Here is a 16,952-nt window from a genome sequence, read left to right as displayed (position 1 = left end):
TAATATATTCTTAATAAAAATTAAATTTTTAAATTCTTTTAAGTCTTAAAGAATTAAGTACCACAGCAACAGAACTAAAACACATTGCAAGTGCTGCTATATGAGGACTTAAAGTGATAAAAGGTACAAATCCTGCTGCGATAGGAATGCAAAGTACATTATAAATAAAAGCCCAAAAAAGATTTAGCTTAATAATCCTGCGTGTTTTTTTAGCAAGTTTAAAACATTTAAAAATCGCTGATAAATCATCTTTTATCAAGATAAAATCTCCTGTTTTTTTTGCAAGTTCATTTGCCTTTGAAAAACTCATACTCACGCTTGCAGCAGATAAAGCCGCCGCATCATTGATCCCATCTCCTACAAAAAGAGTTTTTTTAAATTTTTGAATGATTTGTAGCTTTTCTTCACTCTTAAGTTGGGCATGAAATTCGTCTATTTGTAATTCTTTAGCTATTTTTTCTACATTTTTTATATGATCACCACTTAAAATAAAAGTTTTAAGATTTTGCCCTTTTAAATTTAACACAAGCTCTTTGGCCCCATCTTTTAAAGCATTGCTTAACAAAACACCGCCTAAACACTTTTTATTCTTAGCAAAATACACCCTAACATATTCTTTAAAAGAATCAAAAAAGATATCGCTTTCTTTTGTGTCAATTTCATTTTCGTGCAAAAACTCCGCACTACCTACAAGATAAATATCATTATCTTCTTTGTATTTTATACCAGAACCCACAATCACTCTTCCCTCGCCCTTTAAATCAAAAATTTGATCTTTATGCAAAGCCTTGGCTATAGGATGAGAGCTTAAACTTTCAATTTGACATAATTTATCAAAATCATCTTTAGAAAGATTGTGCTTAAAAATACTCAAATTTTCCTTTGTTAATGTACCTGTTTTATCAAAAAAAGCGTACTTAACTAAGGCTAATTTTTCTAAAGCAGCAGGATTTTTAATAAGAATGAAATTTTTTGCCGCATTTGCACTTGCCACAACCAAAGCTATAGGCGTTGCAAGCCCTAAAGCACAAGGACAAGAAATCAAAAGCACAGCACAAGCGTGTAAAAAAGCTGTATTTAAATCCGCTTTTACCGCCCAAAAAACAAAAACTAAAAAAGCAAAAAATATTATACCCCCTACAAAGTATTTAGAAATTTGATCTGCTAAATTTGCCAAAGGACTTTTGATATTTCCTGCTTCAAAAACTAGATTTTTGATTTGTTCTAAAGTACTATCCATAGCCTTTTTGTTTGCTTTGATCCTTAAAGCGCCATTTAAAACTACTGCTCCTGCTTGAACTTCATCGCCTTCTTTTTTTAAAACAGGCAAAAACTCTCCATTTAAAAAACTCATATCAAGCTCTGCGCTCCCTAAAAGCACTACTCCATCTGCAACAATGCTTTCTCCTTCTTTTACCAAAAGCACATCGCCACTTTTGACAAAAGAACTTGGAATTTCTTTAATACTTTCATCTTCAAGCAAAATTTTTGTCTTTTTTGTATCTATATTTTCCAAAATTCTTTGATAATCTTGTGCTTTAAATTTAGCTTTACTTTCAAGATATTTTCCTAAAAGCACAAAGGAAATAATCATCATTGCACCACTAAAATACAAATCTTCTTCTTTAAAAATTTGCAAATACACTAAAAAAGAATACACAAAAGCACTCAAAGTCCCTAAAGCTACAAGGGTATTCATATCTAAATTTTTACTTTTAAGTCCTAAAAAAGCATGAGAAAAAAAATCTCTCCCGCAATAAAATATCCCAAAAAAACTCAAAGCCATTTGGATATTTTGCGAAAAAGAAGTTTTAACAAACATTTCAAAATACATAATAATCACACTCAAAACTATACTTAAAAGCAAATTTTTTCTTAATTCTAAGTGTTTTTTTGCCTTGTATGCGTTCAAGCTTTGTTCATCTTCTAAAATTTCAAAGCCTAAATTTTGAATTTTTGCGATGATATCCTTGCGTTTTTCTTGATCTTCAAGTAAAAAAACCCCGCTAGAATTCACATAGGAAACACTAGCATCTTTAACACCATCAATTTTTTTACAAGCTCTTTCTATAGCGTTAGAACAATTAACGCAAGTCATTTTACCTATTTTTATACGCAATTCTTCCATTATAAACGCTCTACGATCTCAAAACCTAAATCTTGAAATTCTTTTGTAAAATTTGATACTTGATTTTCTTCTAAATTTAAACTTAAAATTTTTTGCTCCAAATCTACTTCTATATTACCAAATTCATCTTCAAGAGAATTTTTGATCAAATTTACACAATTCATACAATTAACATTTTTTACTTTAAATTTCATTTTCACTCCTTATAGGATGTATGGTAATGTGCCCGATTTCAAATTCATATAGTAATTTATGGGATAAATCCTGAGATAGTTTTTCAAATTCCTTTAGATCGCAAACTTTCACTTTTAAATGCATAGAAGCTACTAGCATTTTATTGGTGATTTGAGTAATATGCAAATCCACTACCTCATCCACACTAGGATTTAAAAGCAAAACTTGTCTTACTTTTTCTATATCCACAGGAGAACTTTCAAGTAAGACATTAGCGCTTTGTTTAAGCAAGATAATTGCCCATCTTAAAAGCAAGATTGATAATACAATAGCTAAAATCGTATCTATATAAACAATACCACTGAAATACACCGCTATTCCACCTATAATAACCACTAAAGAACCCAATAAATCACTCATCATATGTAAAAAAGCGGACTTCATATTGACATTTTCTAAATTTGCACCCTTAAACATCATCAAAGCATTAATCCCATTTACCAAAAAACCCAAAATAGCTACAATTATCATGGTTTTAGCGTCAATTTCTTTTGGATTAATAAATTTTTCTATAGCCTCATAAATGATAAATAAAGCCGATAAAATAATGGTTAAAGCATTGATAAAAGCCACCAAAACTTCAAGACGAAAATACCCAAAGGTCTTTTGATGATCTTGCCATTTTTCTACAGCTATGATGGCTAAAAAACTAAGAGCTAAGGCAAAAACATCAGAAAACATATGCAAAGTATCGCTTAAAAGTGCCAAAGAATTTGAAAGGATTGAATAAATAAATTGCACAAGCATCATAGAAAAAGTCATTAAAAGAGAAATTTTTAAAATCTTTTTATCCATACTCCTTGCATCAGCATGGGAATGATGATGTTCATGAGAATGTTCTTCGTGATTATGATGACAAGATTTGTTAGCTAAAGGCTCGTGTGATAAAAATTTATACATTTTATATCCTTTTTGCTTGACATTTTAAGATATTAAGCTAAAAAGAATATAAATATTTGTTATTCTTATAAAAATTAAAAGTCAAAAAGCTCACCTAGCCAACTTTCTTTCTTTTTCTTTTTATAGTAATCATTGTGCTGATGATAAGCTGAGTTATTATATCTTGACTCTTGTCTTGAAGCTTGGTTAAAATTTGCTGTATTAGGGACACTGCGTTCTATGATTTTGTCAAGTTCTCCACGATCAAGCCAAACGCCACGACATTTTGGACAATAATCAATCTCAACTCCACTCCTATCGCTCATAACCAAATCCACATTGCAAACTGGACATAACATACAATACCGCCTTTTTTTAAATTTTTGATTTAAAATTATAAAAAGAAATACTAAACAATTTTACAACAAGTTTTAATGTTTTTTTGCATGTCTAGTCATCATAAAACTTTGTTCAAAAAATATAAGCAAAGTAACACTCACTCCTATAGCTAAAGCCAAAGTCACAGAAACAGTTGTAAAAAAATAATCAAAAAATTGAACCAAAAATTCAGACTTAGCCTTCAAATCATCACTGCGTATAAAAGAAATAAGATACAAAATCGCTTTATAAGCATAAATTCCAGGTATCATAGGAATAAGAGCAGGAAAAGCGATAATTTCAGCAGGGGTTTTAATGATTTTTGCTAGAACAATTCCTAAACATCCTATACAAAATGAAGCAACAAAAGTTGCAATTGCTAAAGTTTGAAAATGAAAATATTCCACCAAAGTAAAACGAAGCCCATGCGCAATTGCTGCTAAAAGAGCAGATAAAATAAGGGTTTTTAAAGGTGGATTGCAAGCATAAGCAAAGCCAAATCCCGCCACAGCAGCAAAAAACATATCTCTTAAAATAAATTCAATCATCTTAAAATCCCAAAATCCGAAATACTAAGTGTCATGTAAATTCCAAGTGCTATACAACAAATCAAAATAGCCACGCTGATAATACGACTAAGCCCCATTAAAATATGATCTTTTAATATATCAATCACAGAATTTATAAAAAATACCCCTGGTATAAGATATAAAATACTAGAACCCAAAGCCACATCAGAAGTATTGGTATATCCCATATCCAGTCCAAAAAATACAAACCACGATGAGATAAAAGAACAAAGGATGTATTGAATTCTTAAATCAATCTTTGCTTTAGTTAAAATATATCTTAACAACAATCCCACAAAAGTTGCAAAAAACACCAAATTTCCAGCGCCAAAATCACCGCCAAAAAGCCTACAAAAAGCCGAATTTGCCATAGAAACAAACAAAAGATTAAGCAAATAAGAATGCTTTTTTTGTTGAGAAATTTTCTCAAAAACAACTTGTGCTTTTTCAAGATCGTATTTGTGATCATATATAGCCCAGCTTAAAGCACTTAAATCAAAAATAAGCTTGAAATTAACATGGGCATGATGATTGGGTATGACATAAGTTCTTTGAATGGAGTTATCATCCATATCTACAACATTTAAAGTAATATGATGAAAAAAGAAATTGATATTTATCTCATAGCCATAAACCTCGGCTATTCTTCCTACGCATTTTGCCACCCTAGCTGTATAAGTTCCAGCACCTAGCAAAGTTTTAGTATATATAATTAAAAAATTAGTTAATCTTTGTATATCAGGTTTTTCCATATTTTGATCATCTTTAACTTGAATTTATTACAATTATAGCAAATTTGAAAATAATAAAGAAAAAAATATTTATAATTTAAATCATTTATTAAAAGGCTTTTTGATTTTGATATAAATTAAACTTGCTAAAATCACAAAAACAATTATAATGATTAAAATTTGAGTCAAATAAGTTTTAATCAACTCTTCATTTTGTCCTATATAATAACCCAAAAATACAAGTATAGCCACCCAAATAGCACTACCAAGTGCAGTAAAAAGTATAAAATTTATAAGTTTCATTTTTACCAAACCTGCAGGCATAGAAATATACTGACGAATTCCTGGTAAAAGACGACAAGTAAAGGTTGAAAATTCCCCGTGTTTGTTAAAAAATTCTTCAAATTTAGCAAATTTGGCTTCATTTATACCAAAATACTTACCCCATTTTAATACAAAATTTTTACCCCAAAAAAAGCAAATATAATAATTAATCAAAGCCCCTAAAACAGAACCTAAAGTCCCACTAAGTATACAAAGAGTGATATCAAGTTCGCCTTTATGTGCCAAATATCCAGCAGGTATCATAACAACTTCACTTGGAAAAGGTATAAAACAACTCTCTAAGGTCATTAAGATAATAATACCCAAATACCCCCAAGCACTAGCCGTCTCAACAATAAAAGAAATGATTTCTTGCATATTAGCCTTATTTGAAGAAAATTTTAAAAAATTGTAGCTTAAAAGATTAAACAGTAAAAAGCGGTTTTACACCGCTTTTTTTTATTTACCTGCAACTGAAACTTGATTTGGATTGTCCGCTGCACGAGCGATCATACACTCTTTTAAAACAGCAGCATCAGCTGGATCGCTAACTTTTTTATTAATCCAGCGTTCAACTTGTTTCATTGTTTTTGACTCTGGCTCTGGAGCTTCGTATTTTGCCATCAAACTTGCACAATCAGCCAAAGCAATGATAGGTAATAAACTTGCAAAAAGTATTTTTCTCATCTTTTGCTCCTTAGAATTTTACATTATACATTAACATGATATTATCAGCTCTTGCTTTATCTTTTTTCGCTCCACCAAATGGTAAGCCACGATTGCCCCAAATGTTTTGGATATTAGTATAGCTTAAGCGTAAGAATTGATATCTATCAAGTTGATAAATCACATAAAAATCATGAGCTGTTCCTCTTGTCATTCTTATATTAAGCGGATCATTGATACTTGGACGGCTCATAGTATACCAGTATCTACTTCCCCAGAAGAACTCATACCCTACTTTTAAAGCCTTGGTAAAATCATAGCGTCCACCTACATGCACAGCATAACCATCTTTTTCATTGAATTTTCCATCACCATAACCTTGTTTTTGAAGAGCTGCACTTAATAATGGATTTATCTCATTATTGCTTCCATTAGAATATCCCAAAGATGCGAACCAATTAAAATTTGTTCCAAAAGCTTTGTAATTTTCAAAATGAATATTAGCTAAAGTAAGATTACCTAAATTAATAACTCCATCATCATCTAATGATGTTGATCCTGGAATAGGCAATGCAAAATCAGTCATATGAGCTACATTGAAGATAATAAGATTATCTCCCATGCCTTCTATAGGAAGTTCTCCTTCTACCGCAGCATAGTAAAGATTTGCATCAGCATCTTTTTGATCGCTCATCCAGTCTCTTACCTTACCTTCTTCATCCCATTGATAAGTTTTACCATAAGCCGCACGGATAGCTACCTTATGATCTTGCAAACTTTCAGGTTTATAAGTAATCACTGCTGCATCACCTAGAGCGTTGATTGCTAAGGCTGGATAAGTGGATTGTCTTAAAGCATTGTTTCTAAGATTACTTCCTGGGCCATCGGTTCCTGGCTGTCTTCCTATAGTTGCAATCCACTCAGGCGTGATATAGTAGTCAAGATAAGCTCTATCTACATAAAGTACAGGCCCACTTGTTCTTGTGTTTCTTCCTGCATCTAAGTCATAAGGAGTGCCATTCCAACCCATTTGAGACCAGTTTTTAGCCATAGATAAACGACCATAGAATTTGGTTTTATCGTTAATATCAGCATTCATATTTAAATGAAGCTCATTCATCCATTTGTTATTTACACTATAATCTTTATATCCTCTTGTTTGACCTTCTTCATAAGGGATATGATTAAAGTTTGTATTTGATACAGCAGTTGAGAATTCAAGTCCAAATTTAACCTTGCTTAAAGCAGCTTGAAATTCTGTTTCATCAGCTCTATCGTTAAGATCAGCAAGTTCAGCTTTTACAGCTTCATTTTGCTTAGCTTGAGCTTCTCTTTCTTTTCTGATTTGTGCAAGTTCAGCTTGAATTTGTGCAAGCTGTTTTTGAAGCTTGGTTATTTCATCATCTGTATTTTTAGCAAAAAGTGAAGATGAAAGAAGACAAGCACTTAAAATAAGTGAAAACTTAGTTTTCATAATCATAACTCCTTGTAATTTTGTTACATTTCACTGAAATAAAATTATAATTATAGAAAAAAAAGCTTTAAAAAAAATTATGTGTTAATTATTTTTAGCTAGTCAAATTTTATGACTAGCTTTACATTATAAGATTTAAATTTAATTACAAAATTTTTATATCTAAAATTTTATCTCCTTGGCGTATAGAGTCTAAAACTTCCAAACTTTCTTCATCTTTTGGATCAATTTGCCCAAAAACAGTATGAACCCCATCTAAATGAGCTTGAGGGCTGTGACAAATAAAAAATTGAGAGCCACCCGTATCGCGTCCTGCATGCGCCATAGATAAGGTTCCACGCTCATGTTTATGTTCTTGATCATCACATTCACAAATGATTTCATATCCAGGCCCACCTATACCATTGCCGTGTGGACAACCCCCTTGTACGACAAAATTTGGGATCACACGATGAAAATTTAAATCTTTATAAAATCCTTCATTAGCCAAAGTAGCAAAATTACAAACCGTTTGTGGAGCCTCATCACCAAAAAGTTTTAGCTTCATTGTACCTTTTTCAGTTTCTATAAGAGCAAATTTGTATTCATTTACTTTGCTTGTGTCAATTGTTTTTATCATATTTTCTCCTTAATCTATATTTGTATAAACAGCTTGAACATCATCATCATCTTCTAACTTATCTAAAAGCTTTTCTATATCACTAAGCTGTTCTTCACTAAAGCTTACAGGATTGTTTGGTATATACTCAAGTCCTGCTTTTTTAAGAACTAAACCCTTAGCTTCTATAGCAGAGCTTAGCTCACCAAAAGCAGTATAATCACCGCTAATTACCAACTCTTCTTCATTTTGTTCTAATTCTTCAAGCCCTGCATCGATCAAATCAAGTTCTAATTCTTCTAAATCTCCTGCAAATTTTTCAAGATGAAAAACCGCTTTTCTTGTAAACATAAAGCCTAAAGATCCATTTTGTAAAACTTCTCCACCATTCTTGCTAAAAATAGCTTTTACATTGGCCACGGTGCGTGTAGGGTTATCACTCATACATTCAACTATAACCAAAGCTCCATGTGCAGCTTTTCCTTCATAATGAATGTTTTTAATATCTGCGCTATCTTTTCCACTCGCACGCTTAATAGCCGCATCTATATTATCTTTTGGCATATTATTTGCTTTTGCTGTAGCTATAGCACTTCTTAATTTTGGATTCATATCAGGATCAGTGCCACCTTCTTTAGCAGCTACTTGTATGGCTTTAGCAAGCTTAGGAAAAAGCTTGCTCATTTTATCCCATCTAGCCTCTTTAGAAGCTCTTCGGTATTCAAATGCTCGTCCCATAAATTCTCACTTTCTTTAAAGATTTTCAAACTTAAAAGTATAAACTAAAAAGGCTAATTAAAGCTTTAAATGGTATGATTTTACCATTTATTTTAGGAGAAGTTTTTGAATATCGCAAAAAAAGAACTTTTTGTTGCTTGGTTTTTCTTGATTGTTGCTATTGTATTTGAAGTTTTAGGTACTAGTTTTTTAAAAATGGAAAATCAAATTTTAGGCTATATATTTATGGCTTTATTTATAGCTTTTTCTTATTTTTTTATGGGCAAAGCGATTAAAAAAATTCAAGTAGGCATAGCCTATGCTGTATGGGAACTTTTAGGGATTATTCTTATACTTTTAGTTTCTTTTATAGTTTTTAAAGAGAGTTTAACCTTAACTCAAATTCTAGGCATTGTTCTTTCTATCGTTGGAATTATCATGATTAATATAGGCGAGGTTAAAGAATAATGTATATTTTTATCATTGTTTTATCAGCATTGTTAGATATCATAGCAAATTTATTGCTAAAAAAATCAGATGGTTTTAAGCATAAAATTTGGGGCTTGGCTGCGATTGTCAATGCTATACTTGCTTTTTTTCTACTTTCTTTTTCTTTAAAATACGTTCCTTTAAGCATAGCTTACTCAACTTGGGGTGCTATAGGCATCATAGGAACTTGTCTTGGTGGATGGATTTTATATAAAGAAAAATTAAACAAAATAGGAATTTTAGGCATCATTATCGTAATAATAGCAGTATTTTTGCTAAATTATTAAAACAGCAAAATGCTGTTTTAATGTTCCATTTTGTTTTTCGCTTCAATACCCATTAAAGAAAATGCGGTTTTAATACTAAGAGCAACCAAAGAAAATAATTTAAGTAAATCATTTTCATTTGCAGAGCCTATAACTTTATTTTCATTGTAGAATTTATGAAAATTTGCAGCTAAATTTTTAAGATAATCAGGAATTTTTTGCAAAGCTCTAGCCTCAAAAGCATCATTTAAAATAGCTTTTAAATTCAAAGCTTCAAAAAGTAAATTTACACCATCTTGATTTAAACTTTGTAAATCAGCTCCCATTACATCATCGATTTTTTTACCAGCTTTAGCAAACACTTGATGAATTCTAGCGTGTGCGTAGTTGATATAATACACAGGATTAGAACTATCTTCTTTTTGCAAATCACTAATATCAAATTCCAAATGAGTATCGCACTTTTTACTCAAAAAGATATAACGCAAAGCATCACTTCCTATTTCATCAACTACATCGCTCATCAAGATAAAATTTCCTGCTCTTTTACTCATTTTATAAGGCTCTCCATCTTTAAGCAAGGAAACCATTTGTGCTAAAATAATCTCAAGATTATTAGAGTCAAATCCCAAAAACTCCATCGCAGCTTTCATTCTAGGGATATAACCATGATGATCTGCTCCCCAGATATTAATACACTTGCCATAACCACGACTCATTTTATCCTTATGATAAACAATATCTGCTGCCAAATAAGTCCCGCGTCCATCTTCACGGATAATTACCCTATCTTTTTCATCGCCTTTTTGCGAAGAAGCAAGCCAAATTTTACCTTCTTGCTCGTAAATTCCTTTATGTTTTTTTAAAGATTCTAAAGTTGCATTTAAAGCGTCATAATACGATCTCTCGCTTACATAGCTGTCAATTTTAATCTTTGCTTGTTCTAAATTTTGTTTAATCAAAACAAGCATTTTATCTTTTGCCCAATCAGCTAAACTAGGGATATTTTCTTCACTAAAAAATTCTTTACCAAATTTTTCAAAAGCTTCTTTTGCCAAATCTGCTATATACTCGCCTTTGTAATATTGCTCTGGATATTCAACATTTTCATGAAGTATATTTTCTTTCACACTTAGTAAAATAGAAAGCCCTAGTAAATAAATTTGATTACCCGCATCATTGACATAGTATTCTGTATCAAATTTATAGCCCAAATGCCTCGCAAGTCTTGTTAAGGTGTCTCCAAAAACAGCGCCTCTTGCATGTCCTATGTGTAAAGGTCCGGTAGGATTTGCACTCACATATTCAAGCAAAAAACTTTCTTGTTTTTTTTCTCCTTTAGTAAAATCATTTGGATTTGCTAAAGCTTGATTTGCAAGTTCATTTAAAAAAGTTTTGGAAATTCTAAAATTTAAATACCCATTTACAGCTTCAACCGATTCAAAGCAATCATGATTTTGAAATTTGCTCGCTAAGTCGCTAGCAATCAACATAGGAGATTTTTTTAATTCCTTAGCCAGTGAAAAAGCCAAAGGGGTAGCAAAATGTGCTAAATTTTTATCCTTTGGATTTTCAAGTGTAAAATCACACTCTAAAATCTTTTTAATTTCATTAAAAATAATACTTTTCAAAAGACTAAACCTTAAGCTTTTTTTGTTTCGTCTATACTTGCATCAGCATTTGTATTATTAGTTGTGTTTTTGTTTTCTTCTATTTTTTGAGTATTTTTTGCTACTTCATCATCATTATTCATTTCATCTTTAAAAGTTTTAATACCTTTGCCTAAACCCTTTGCAAGTTCTGGAATTTTTTTTGCTCCAAAAAGCAATACAACAATCAATAAAATAATCAACCAATGACTTGGACTTGACCAACCACCCATTTTATTCTCCTTCATTCCAAATATTTTGAATTTGTCCTAGATTCTGCCCTTTGGTTCTAAATTTATGGGCGATTAAAATCGCTCGCAATGCTTCATAACTTTGCCTTAACTCATCGTTAATGATAAGATAATCATACTCACTAAGCTCTTTCATTTCATCACTAGCGTTTTGTAATCTTTTTTCTAGTTGTATTATTGTATCAGTATTTCGCTTAATAAGTCTTTTTTTTAACTCATCTTTATTTTTTGTAGTAATAAAAACAGAAACAATCTTATCAGCCATTTTTTGTCTGGCTATTTTAAATCCTTGCACATCAATATCAAAAACAACTATTTTTCCATTATCTAAAGCATCTTGAGTGTGCTTTAAAGAAGTGCCATAAAAATTTTCATGCACCTTAGCCCATTCTAAAAAATGATCACCATCTATACCTTTTTGAAATTCTTCATGGGATATAAAATGATAATGTATTCCATTTTTTTCACCCTCTCTTGGTTTGCGAGTTGTTGAAGAAATAGAAAAATAAAGCTCATCTTCAAATTCATCAAAAAGTTTTTTTAAAAGAGTTGATTTTCCAGCTCCACTAGGACCTGAAATCAACAAAATAAAACCTTGCAATTTTAATCCTCTTTAAAACTAATGTTTATATTTATATTCATATTCATACCCTTAAGAGCAGCTTTTAAGGTATCATCTTTAATACTTGAAGTGATCGCTCCTACTATACTTTGGCTAAGCTCATTAACTATCTCTTCGCTATTATCATCTTTAGTTACATTACTTACTATAGGCTCTTCATTTTTTTCTACAATTTCCTCTCCAAGAGCTTCTTGTATATCACTTTCTTTCAATGCATCAAAATCACTTATATTTAAATTTGGCACAACCACTTCCTCTTCATTTGTTCCTAATTCTTTATCGTCTAAAATTGGCTCATCTTTAAAATCTTCTAAAATCTTGCTACTATTATCACTATCAATACCATAATCAAGCTCATCAAGTTGAGCTAGTTCTTCTTTGATTTGATCTTGAGTGCTCAAATTTGAAATAAAATCATCCATTTCATCTTGAACATCTTCTTCCACAACGGGAGCAAACTCCTCTAAATTTTCCTCTGATTCTTCATTATCTTTTGCTTGACCTAAAAATTCAGCATCCTCAGGAATATCATCAAAATCCATTTCTTTTTCTTGCTCTTCGACCATAGGAAGATCATCAAAGTCGCTTATATTAGCTTGCAATTCTTTGTTATCTTCTAAATCTTCATCATTTTTATCATCTAGTTCATCTATACTAGGCTCAGAATCCAAAGCTGTATGTTCTTGGCTTAAGTCTTCTTTTTCGCTTTCGCCATCTTCTAAAGTTAAATCTAAATCAGTTTGAATGTCTTCTTGAGTCTGTTCTTTAGTTGTTTCTTGTTCTAAATTTTCATCTTCTAAATTTTGAGTTTCTAAAGCTTTGTTTGCATTATCATTTTGAGCGTTAAGCTCTTCTTGCATTTCTAATGTATTTGTTTTAGAATCGTTTAATAATTCTTGCTTTTCTATTTCTTCATTTTTATCATCTTCTTTGATTTCTAAATCTTCATCATTTTTATCATCTAAACTAGGCTCAGTATCCAAAGCTGTATGTTCTTGGCTTAAGTCTTCTTTTTCGCTTTCGCCATCTTCTAAAGTTAAATCTAAATCAGTTTGAATGTCTTCTTGAGTCTGTTCTTTAATTGCTTCTTGTTCTAAATTTTCATCTTCTAAATTTTGAGTTTCTAAAGTTTTGTTTGCATTATCATCTTGAACATCATCATCAAAACTCAAATCTTCCATTCCATCTGAATTTATATCTAAAGAATTTTCATCAGGCAAATCATCTAAATTTAAATTATCTAAATCCAAGCTTATATCAGCATAAGGATTTTCATCATTGCTTAACATTGGCAAATCAATAGGTGCATGTTTGTTTACATCTTTATTATTAAGTAAATTTAAAAAATCTGTAGGTAAAAAAGGTTTTTGTAAAATTTGCGCATCTATATCTTCTACATTTTGGTTTCGCGGAGCTAAAAAAATCAATCTATCACATTTTTCTTTAAGAATTTTTAAAGGTGCTGGAGTATCGCTATCTACAACAATCACATCATAATTACCCAAATTTTCACTATAAGCATTAAGTTCTTCAAAATCATAAGACATTTTTTTAGCACTAAGGCTTACAAGTCTTGAAACTACAGGGTTTTCATTTAAAAGTAAAATTTTCATCACTTTAATCCTTAAAAAATAATCGCTATTTTACGATAATTTCATTTATCCTTTCCTTAGGAGAAAAAAAGAGTTTGCATATGAGTGAAAAGTTCTAAAATTAAATTTTTAAAATATTGCATCATAACTAATAAAATAGCGATCAAAACTACAAAACCTAAAGCTATCTTTATAGGATAGCCAATAACTAAAAGATTAAATTGTGGCATTGTCTTCATCAAAAGTCCAAAAATAACATCAGCTAAAAGTGAAATTCCAAGTATAGGAAAGCTCATAGTAAAACCTATGATGAAAATATTAAACATACCCATATTTAGATAATGCATTAAATTCTCATGCGGATAAAATCCACCTAAACTAATATAACCCAAAGAATGACTTAAAAACAAAAGCATTAAATGATGGCCATCAAAAGCAAGAAAAAACATCAAAGCAAGCAAATTTAAAATTTGAGATGTGATAGGCATACTCGTTCCAGAACTTGGATCTAATATACTTGCCATAGTAAATCCCATAGTAAAAGCAATCTGCTCACCTGCCATCATAATAATAGCAAAAATAATTTGAAGCATTAATCCTGCTATCATTCCAAAAATCACTTCACTAATAAGCTGCAAAACAAAAAAACTATCTAAATGCAAAGATTCTAATCTAGCCAAAGGATATAAATACATAGTCAAAAATAAAACTATAGTACTTTTTATCACCATAGGAATAGAATTATGTGAAAAAAAAGGAAAAAAAACTATAAGACCACTCATTCTAGCAAGAAGCAACATAAAAGTTACAACATTTTTATCACCTAAATAATTAACAAATTCCATTGGCGTTTATAGTATAAGTTTTATCACAAAAACTTGCAAGCTTGCTATCGTGAGTTACAAAAAATAAAGCTGCATCATTTTCTTTAACATAGGATATTAAAAGCTCGATAACATTTTTAGCATTATCAAAATCCAAATTTCCAGTTGCTTCATCAGCAAAAATAATCTTTGGTTTTTTACAAAGCACACGTGCGATACTCACACGCTGTTGTTGTCCGCCGCTAAGCTTTCCTATTTTTTGATGTAAAAGCGTATCAATACCTAATCTTTTTAAAATTTTCTCATCTAAATTTTGACCCGATAAAACACTAGCAAGTTCGATATTTTCTAAAGCTGAAAAACCTTTAAAAAGATAATGTGTCTGAAAAATAATACCAAAATCATAACGGCGAATTTTTAATCTTTCGTTTTCATCTATCTGATAAAGACTAGAACCTTTAAAAAAAACTTCACCTTTTTTTGGAATTAATAAGGAAGAAAGTATATGTAAAAGAGTAGATTTGCCACAACCGCTACTCCCTTGAATAGCAATGCAATCTTTAGTGTTTAAAGTAAGATTTAAACCCTCAAAAAGCGGATAATCAAAACTATGGCTTAAATTTTCCGCTCTTAAGAGTTCCATTATTAACCGTTTTTAAAGTTGTGCAGCAACTTCAGCCGCAAAATCTTCAGTTTTCTTTTCTAAACCTTCGCCAACTTCAAAGCAAATAAATTCGACAATTTTAATTTTTCCGCCAAATTCTTTTTCTTTTTCGGCAATTACTTGTTCTACGGTTTTTTTATCATCCATTACATAAAACTGACCCATTAAAGTAAGTTTGCTATCAAGTTGAGAATTATCTGCTATAAAGCTATTTATTTTACCTGGGATAATATTGTCCCAAATTTTTTCAGGTTTACCTTGAGCTTTAAGCTCTTCTTTGATTTTTTCTTCAGCTTCTTTTAAAATTGCATCGCTTAATTGTTTGCGACTTGCAAATTGAGGAATTTTATGTTCAGGTTTATTTGGATCTTTAAGTCTGCGTCTTTCTTCATTTTCTTTTTCAAGTTCAGCAACCAAAGCTTTGTATTCATTTTCAACAAAAGTCATATCCAAATCTTCATAACTTAAATAACTTGGTCTCATTGCTGCAATATGCATACAAATTTGTCTTAACAAATCTCTTGATTTTGAAGCCACTTCAGCACTATCACAAGCTGCAGCGATCACAACACCAACACGGCCATTTGTATGGATATAACCATTTACAACGCCGTTAGCACCTGCTTTTAAAGTTGCAAATCTTCTTACAACTAAGTTTTCTCCTATAGTTGCAATTTGACTTTTTAAATATTCTTCAAATTTTACGCCGTTGATTATGCTTGAATGAAGTTCTTCCACACTTTGTAAGCTATTACTTTGAATATGGGCTGTGGTATCTTTTGTTAAAGCGATAAACTGATCATTTTTTGCCACAAAATCTGTTTCGGAATTAATCTCACTTACAGTTGCACTTGTAAAATCATCACTTACTTTTACACTTACTAAACCTTCTGCAGCAAGTCTATCTGCTTTTTTAGCAGCCTTACCTAAACCTTTTTCTCTTAAAAGTTGTACTGCTTTATCAAAATCTCCATTAGTTTCACTCAAAGCATTTTTACAATCCATCATCCCCGCGCCTGTACTTTCGCGGAGTTCTTTTACCATTGCAGCAGTAATTTCAGCCATTATTCTTGCTCCTCACCGAAGTCTTCTTCGCTCATCGCTTCATCTAAAACTTCTTTTTTCTCTTCATCGGTGATTTCTTTTTCTTCATTTGCTAAAGCTTCACTATCTTGTTCTCTTAAAGCTTTTCCTTCATTAATCGCTTCAGCCATTTCTTGGCAGAAAAGTTGCACTGAACGGATTGCATCATCATTTCCTGGAATAGGATAAGTTACCAAGTCAGGATCGCAGTTTGTATCTAGTGGAGCTACAACAGGAATTCTTAATCTATTTGCTTCTTGAACAGCAATTTTTTCTTTTACTGTGTCAATAACAAAAATCATATCAGGTTGAGTTTTCATATAACGAATTCCACCTAAATAAGCTAATAATTTTTCTTTTTTTCTTGTAAGCATTAAAGCTTCTTTTTTAGTTAAAAGTTTAATACTTCCATCTTCTTCCATTTTTTCAATTACTTCTAATTTTCTAATTGATTGGCGAATGGTACCAAAATTTGTCATCATACCGCCAAGCCATCTATGATTTACATAAGGCATACCGCATTTTTCAGCGTATTCTTTAATCGCTCCACCTGCTTGTTTTTTTGTCCCAACAAAAAGTATAGTTTTTCCTTCAGCAGCAGCGTCACGAACGATATTATAGGTATATCTAAAATATCTTAAAGTTTTTTGTAAATCAATTACATAAATACCTTTTCTCTCGCCAAAAATGAATTTTTTCATCTTTGGATTCCAGCGTCTTGTTTGGTGTCCAAAATGCACACCGCATTCTAATAAATCTCTCATACTAACCATGAGTTTCTCCTTATAAATTTAGCTTTATTCCTCCACATCCC

General features: G+C 31.1%; 21 protein-coding genes. 2 read left to right on the top strand and 19 right to left on the bottom strand.

Annotated features, from left to right (window positions below):
• Nucleotides 1-28: 28 nt before the first annotated feature.
• From copA to ELQ12_RS00740, 11 genes are all read right to left on the bottom strand, one after another.
• Complete coding sequence (copA, locus tag ELQ12_RS00790; protein WP_134264498.1) at nt 29-2,128, bottom strand: copper-translocating P-type ATPase CopA; 2,100 nt, start codon at nt 2,126-2,128, stop codon at nt 29-31.
• Nucleotides 2,128-2,322, bottom strand: coding sequence for a cation transporter (locus tag ELQ12_RS00785; RefSeq protein ID WP_002852760.1), 195 nt, complete (start codon nt 2,320-2,322; stop codon nt 2,128-2,130). The genes copA and ELQ12_RS00785 overlap by 1 nt, the downstream gene beginning before the upstream one ends.
• Nucleotides 2,312-3,262: a CDF family cation-efflux transporter CzcD gene (gene czcD / locus ELQ12_RS00780; protein WP_134264497.1), complete on the bottom strand. Its 951-nt coding sequence runs from the start codon at nt 3,260-3,262 to the stop codon at nt 2,312-2,314. The genes ELQ12_RS00785 and czcD overlap by 11 nt, the downstream gene beginning before the upstream one ends.
• Nucleotides 3,263-3,336: 74 nt before the next feature.
• Complete coding sequence (locus ELQ12_RS00775; protein ID WP_002870479.1) at nt 3,337-3,600, bottom strand: zf-TFIIB domain-containing protein; 264 nt, start codon at nt 3,598-3,600, stop codon at nt 3,337-3,339.
• A gap of 72 nt (nt 3,601-3,672) precedes the next feature.
• Complete coding sequence (locus ELQ12_RS00770) at nt 3,673-4,167, bottom strand: threonine/serine exporter family protein (RefSeq protein ID WP_002831613.1); 495 nt, start codon at nt 4,165-4,167, stop codon at nt 3,673-3,675.
• Nucleotides 4,164-4,940 carry a threonine/serine exporter ThrE family protein gene (locus ELQ12_RS00765; protein ID WP_002881600.1) on the bottom strand — a complete coding sequence of 259 codons (777 nt, stop codon included), beginning with the start codon at nt 4,938-4,940 and terminating at the stop codon, nt 4,164-4,166. The genes ELQ12_RS00770 and ELQ12_RS00765 overlap by 4 nt, the downstream gene beginning before the upstream one ends.
• Nucleotides 4,941-5,021: 81 nt before the next feature.
• Nucleotides 5,022-5,621, bottom strand: a complete 600-nt coding sequence (locus ELQ12_RS00760; RefSeq protein WP_002861880.1) for a DedA family protein — start codon at nt 5,619-5,621, stop codon at nt 5,022-5,024.
• Between the two features lie 81 nt (nt 5,622-5,702).
• Nucleotides 5,703-5,930, bottom strand: a complete 228-nt coding sequence (locus ELQ12_RS00755; RefSeq protein ID WP_002822505.1) for a hypothetical protein — start codon at nt 5,928-5,930, stop codon at nt 5,703-5,705.
• 10 nt (nt 5,931-5,940) lie between these two features.
• Entirely contained in the window at nt 5,941-7,383 is a 1,443-nt protein-coding gene (locus ELQ12_RS00750; protein ID WP_134264496.1) for a DUF3373 family protein, read from the bottom strand.
• Between the two features lie 145 nt (nt 7,384-7,528).
• A complete protein-coding gene (locus ELQ12_RS00745) occupies nt 7,529-8,002 on the bottom strand; it encodes a peptidylprolyl isomerase (RefSeq protein ID WP_002870474.1) in 474 nt (157 codons plus the stop codon).
• A gap of 9 nt (nt 8,003-8,011) precedes the next feature.
• Nucleotides 8,012-8,719 (bottom strand): YebC/PmpR family DNA-binding transcriptional regulator, encoded by a 708-nt coding sequence (locus tag ELQ12_RS00740; protein WP_002780603.1) that lies wholly within the window; start codon nt 8,717-8,719, stop codon nt 8,012-8,014.
• Between the two features lie 105 nt (nt 8,720-8,824).
• Between ELQ12_RS00740 and ELQ12_RS00735 the strand changes: the two genes are divergently transcribed.
• Together ELQ12_RS00735 and ELQ12_RS00730 are read left to right on the top strand one after the other, a co-directional pair.
• Nucleotides 8,825-9,166, top strand: coding sequence for a multidrug efflux SMR transporter (locus tag ELQ12_RS00735; RefSeq protein ID WP_002861885.1), 342 nt, complete (start codon nt 8,825-8,827; stop codon nt 9,164-9,166).
• Nucleotides 9,166-9,474 carry a multidrug efflux SMR transporter gene (locus ELQ12_RS00730; protein WP_002870473.1) on the top strand — a complete coding sequence of 103 codons (309 nt, stop codon included), beginning with the start codon at nt 9,166-9,168 and terminating at the stop codon, nt 9,472-9,474. The genes ELQ12_RS00735 and ELQ12_RS00730 overlap by 1 nt, the downstream gene beginning before the upstream one ends.
• A gap of 17 nt (nt 9,475-9,491) precedes the next feature.
• On the opposite strand, the gene argS is transcribed toward ELQ12_RS00730, so the two are convergent.
• Genes argS through rpsB form a run of 8 tightly spaced genes read right to left on the bottom strand, consistent with a single transcriptional unit; the run spans nt 9,492 to nt 16,911 of the window.
• Nucleotides 9,492-11,084 (bottom strand): arginine--tRNA ligase, encoded by a 1,593-nt coding sequence (gene argS / locus ELQ12_RS00725; protein WP_044780074.1) that lies wholly within the window; start codon nt 11,082-11,084, stop codon nt 9,492-9,494.
• 11 nt (nt 11,085-11,095) lie between these two features.
• Nucleotides 11,096-11,335: a twin-arginine translocase TatA/TatE family subunit gene (locus ELQ12_RS00720; RefSeq protein ID WP_002852866.1), complete on the bottom strand. Its 240-nt coding sequence runs from the start codon at nt 11,333-11,335 to the stop codon at nt 11,096-11,098.
• A gap of 1 nt (nt 11,336) precedes the next feature.
• Nucleotides 11,337-11,954, bottom strand: a complete 618-nt coding sequence (gene gmk, locus ELQ12_RS00715) for a guanylate kinase (protein ID WP_044780075.1) — start codon at nt 11,952-11,954, stop codon at nt 11,337-11,339.
• Between the two features lie 2 nt (nt 11,955-11,956).
• Entirely contained in the window at nt 11,957-13,588 is a 1,632-nt protein-coding gene (locus ELQ12_RS00710) for a hypothetical protein (RefSeq protein ID WP_053872777.1), read from the bottom strand.
• Between the two features lie 56 nt (nt 13,589-13,644).
• Nucleotides 13,645-14,412, bottom strand: coding sequence for a flagellar biosynthetic protein FliR (gene fliR / locus ELQ12_RS00705; RefSeq protein ID WP_002855878.1), 768 nt, complete (start codon nt 14,410-14,412; stop codon nt 13,645-13,647).
• Nucleotides 14,399-15,034, bottom strand: coding sequence for an ABC transporter ATP-binding protein (locus tag ELQ12_RS00700; RefSeq protein WP_002881739.1), 636 nt, complete (start codon nt 15,032-15,034; stop codon nt 14,399-14,401). Before ELQ12_RS00700 ends, fliR begins: the two co-directional genes overlap by 14 nt.
• Nucleotides 15,035-15,046: 12 nt before the next feature.
• On the bottom strand, nt 15,047-16,120 hold the full coding sequence (tsf, locus tag ELQ12_RS00695) for a translation elongation factor Ts (protein WP_126264884.1): 1,074 nt from the start codon (nt 16,118-16,120) through the stop codon (nt 15,047-15,049).
• Nucleotides 16,120-16,911 (bottom strand): 30S ribosomal protein S2, encoded by a 792-nt coding sequence (gene rpsB, locus ELQ12_RS00690; RefSeq protein WP_134264495.1) that lies wholly within the window; start codon nt 16,909-16,911, stop codon nt 16,120-16,122. The genes tsf and rpsB overlap by 1 nt, the downstream gene beginning before the upstream one ends.
• Nucleotides 16,912-16,952: the final 41 nt, after the last annotated feature.

Origin of the sequence: Campylobacter sp. US25a, assembly GCF_004379075.1 — a bacterium.
GTDB classification, from domain to species: domain Bacteria; phylum Campylobacterota; class Campylobacteria; order Campylobacterales; family Campylobacteraceae; genus Campylobacter_D; species Campylobacter_D jejuni.
Note: the sequence above shows the minus strand (reverse complement) of the source record. Positions and strands in the feature narration are given on the sequence as shown.

Coding starts and splice junctions, on each gene's coding strand:
- copA (WP_134264498.1), bottom strand. CDS start 2,128: ATGGAAGAATTGCGTATAAAAATAGGTAAAATGACTTGCGTTAATTGT.
- ELQ12_RS00785 (WP_002852760.1), bottom strand. CDS start 2,322: ATGAAATTTAAAGTAAAAAATGTTAATTGTATGAATTGTGTAAATTTG.
- czcD (WP_134264497.1), bottom strand. CDS start 3,262: ATGTATAAATTTTTATCACACGAGCCTTTAGCTAACAAATCTTGTCAT.
- ELQ12_RS00775 (WP_002870479.1), bottom strand. CDS start 3,600: ATGTTATGTCCAGTTTGCAATGTGGATTTGGTTATGAGCGATAGGAGT.
- ELQ12_RS00770 (WP_002831613.1), bottom strand. CDS start 4,167: ATGATTGAATTTATTTTAAGAGATATGTTTTTTGCTGCTGTGGCGGGA.
- ELQ12_RS00765 (WP_002881600.1), bottom strand. CDS start 4,940: ATGGAAAAACCTGATATACAAAGATTAACTAATTTTTTAATTATATAT.
- ELQ12_RS00760 (WP_002861880.1), bottom strand. CDS start 5,621: ATGCAAGAAATCATTTCTTTTATTGTTGAGACGGCTAGTGCTTGGGGG.
- ELQ12_RS00755 (WP_002822505.1), bottom strand. CDS start 5,930: ATGAGAAAAATACTTTTTGCAAGTTTATTACCTATCATTGCTTTGGCT.
- ELQ12_RS00750 (WP_134264496.1), bottom strand. CDS start 7,383: ATGAAAACTAAGTTTTCACTTATTTTAAGTGCTTGTCTTCTTTCATCT.
- ELQ12_RS00745 (WP_002870474.1), bottom strand. CDS start 8,002: ATGATAAAAACAATTGACACAAGCAAAGTAAATGAATACAAATTTGCT.
- ELQ12_RS00740 (WP_002780603.1), bottom strand. CDS start 8,719: ATGGGACGAGCATTTGAATACCGAAGAGCTTCTAAAGAGGCTAGATGG.
- ELQ12_RS00730 (WP_002870473.1), top strand. CDS start 9,166: ATGTATATTTTTATCATTGTTTTATCAGCATTGTTAGATATCATAGCA.
- ELQ12_RS00720 (WP_002852866.1), bottom strand. CDS start 11,335: ATGGGTGGTTGGTCAAGTCCAAGTCATTGGTTGATTATTTTATTGATT.
- ELQ12_RS00710 (WP_053872777.1), bottom strand. CDS start 13,588: ATGAAAATTTTACTTTTAAATGAAAACCCTGTAGTTTCAAGACTTGTA.
- fliR (WP_002855878.1), bottom strand. CDS start 14,412: ATGGAATTTGTTAATTATTTAGGTGATAAAAATGTTGTAACTTTTATG.
- ELQ12_RS00700 (WP_002881739.1), bottom strand. CDS start 15,034: ATGGAACTCTTAAGAGCGGAAAATTTAAGCCATAGTTTTGATTATCCG.
- tsf (WP_126264884.1), bottom strand. CDS start 16,120: ATGGCTGAAATTACTGCTGCAATGGTAAAAGAACTCCGCGAAAGTACA.
- rpsB (WP_134264495.1), bottom strand. CDS start 16,911: ATGGTTAGTATGAGAGATTTATTAGAATGCGGTGTGCATTTTGGACAC.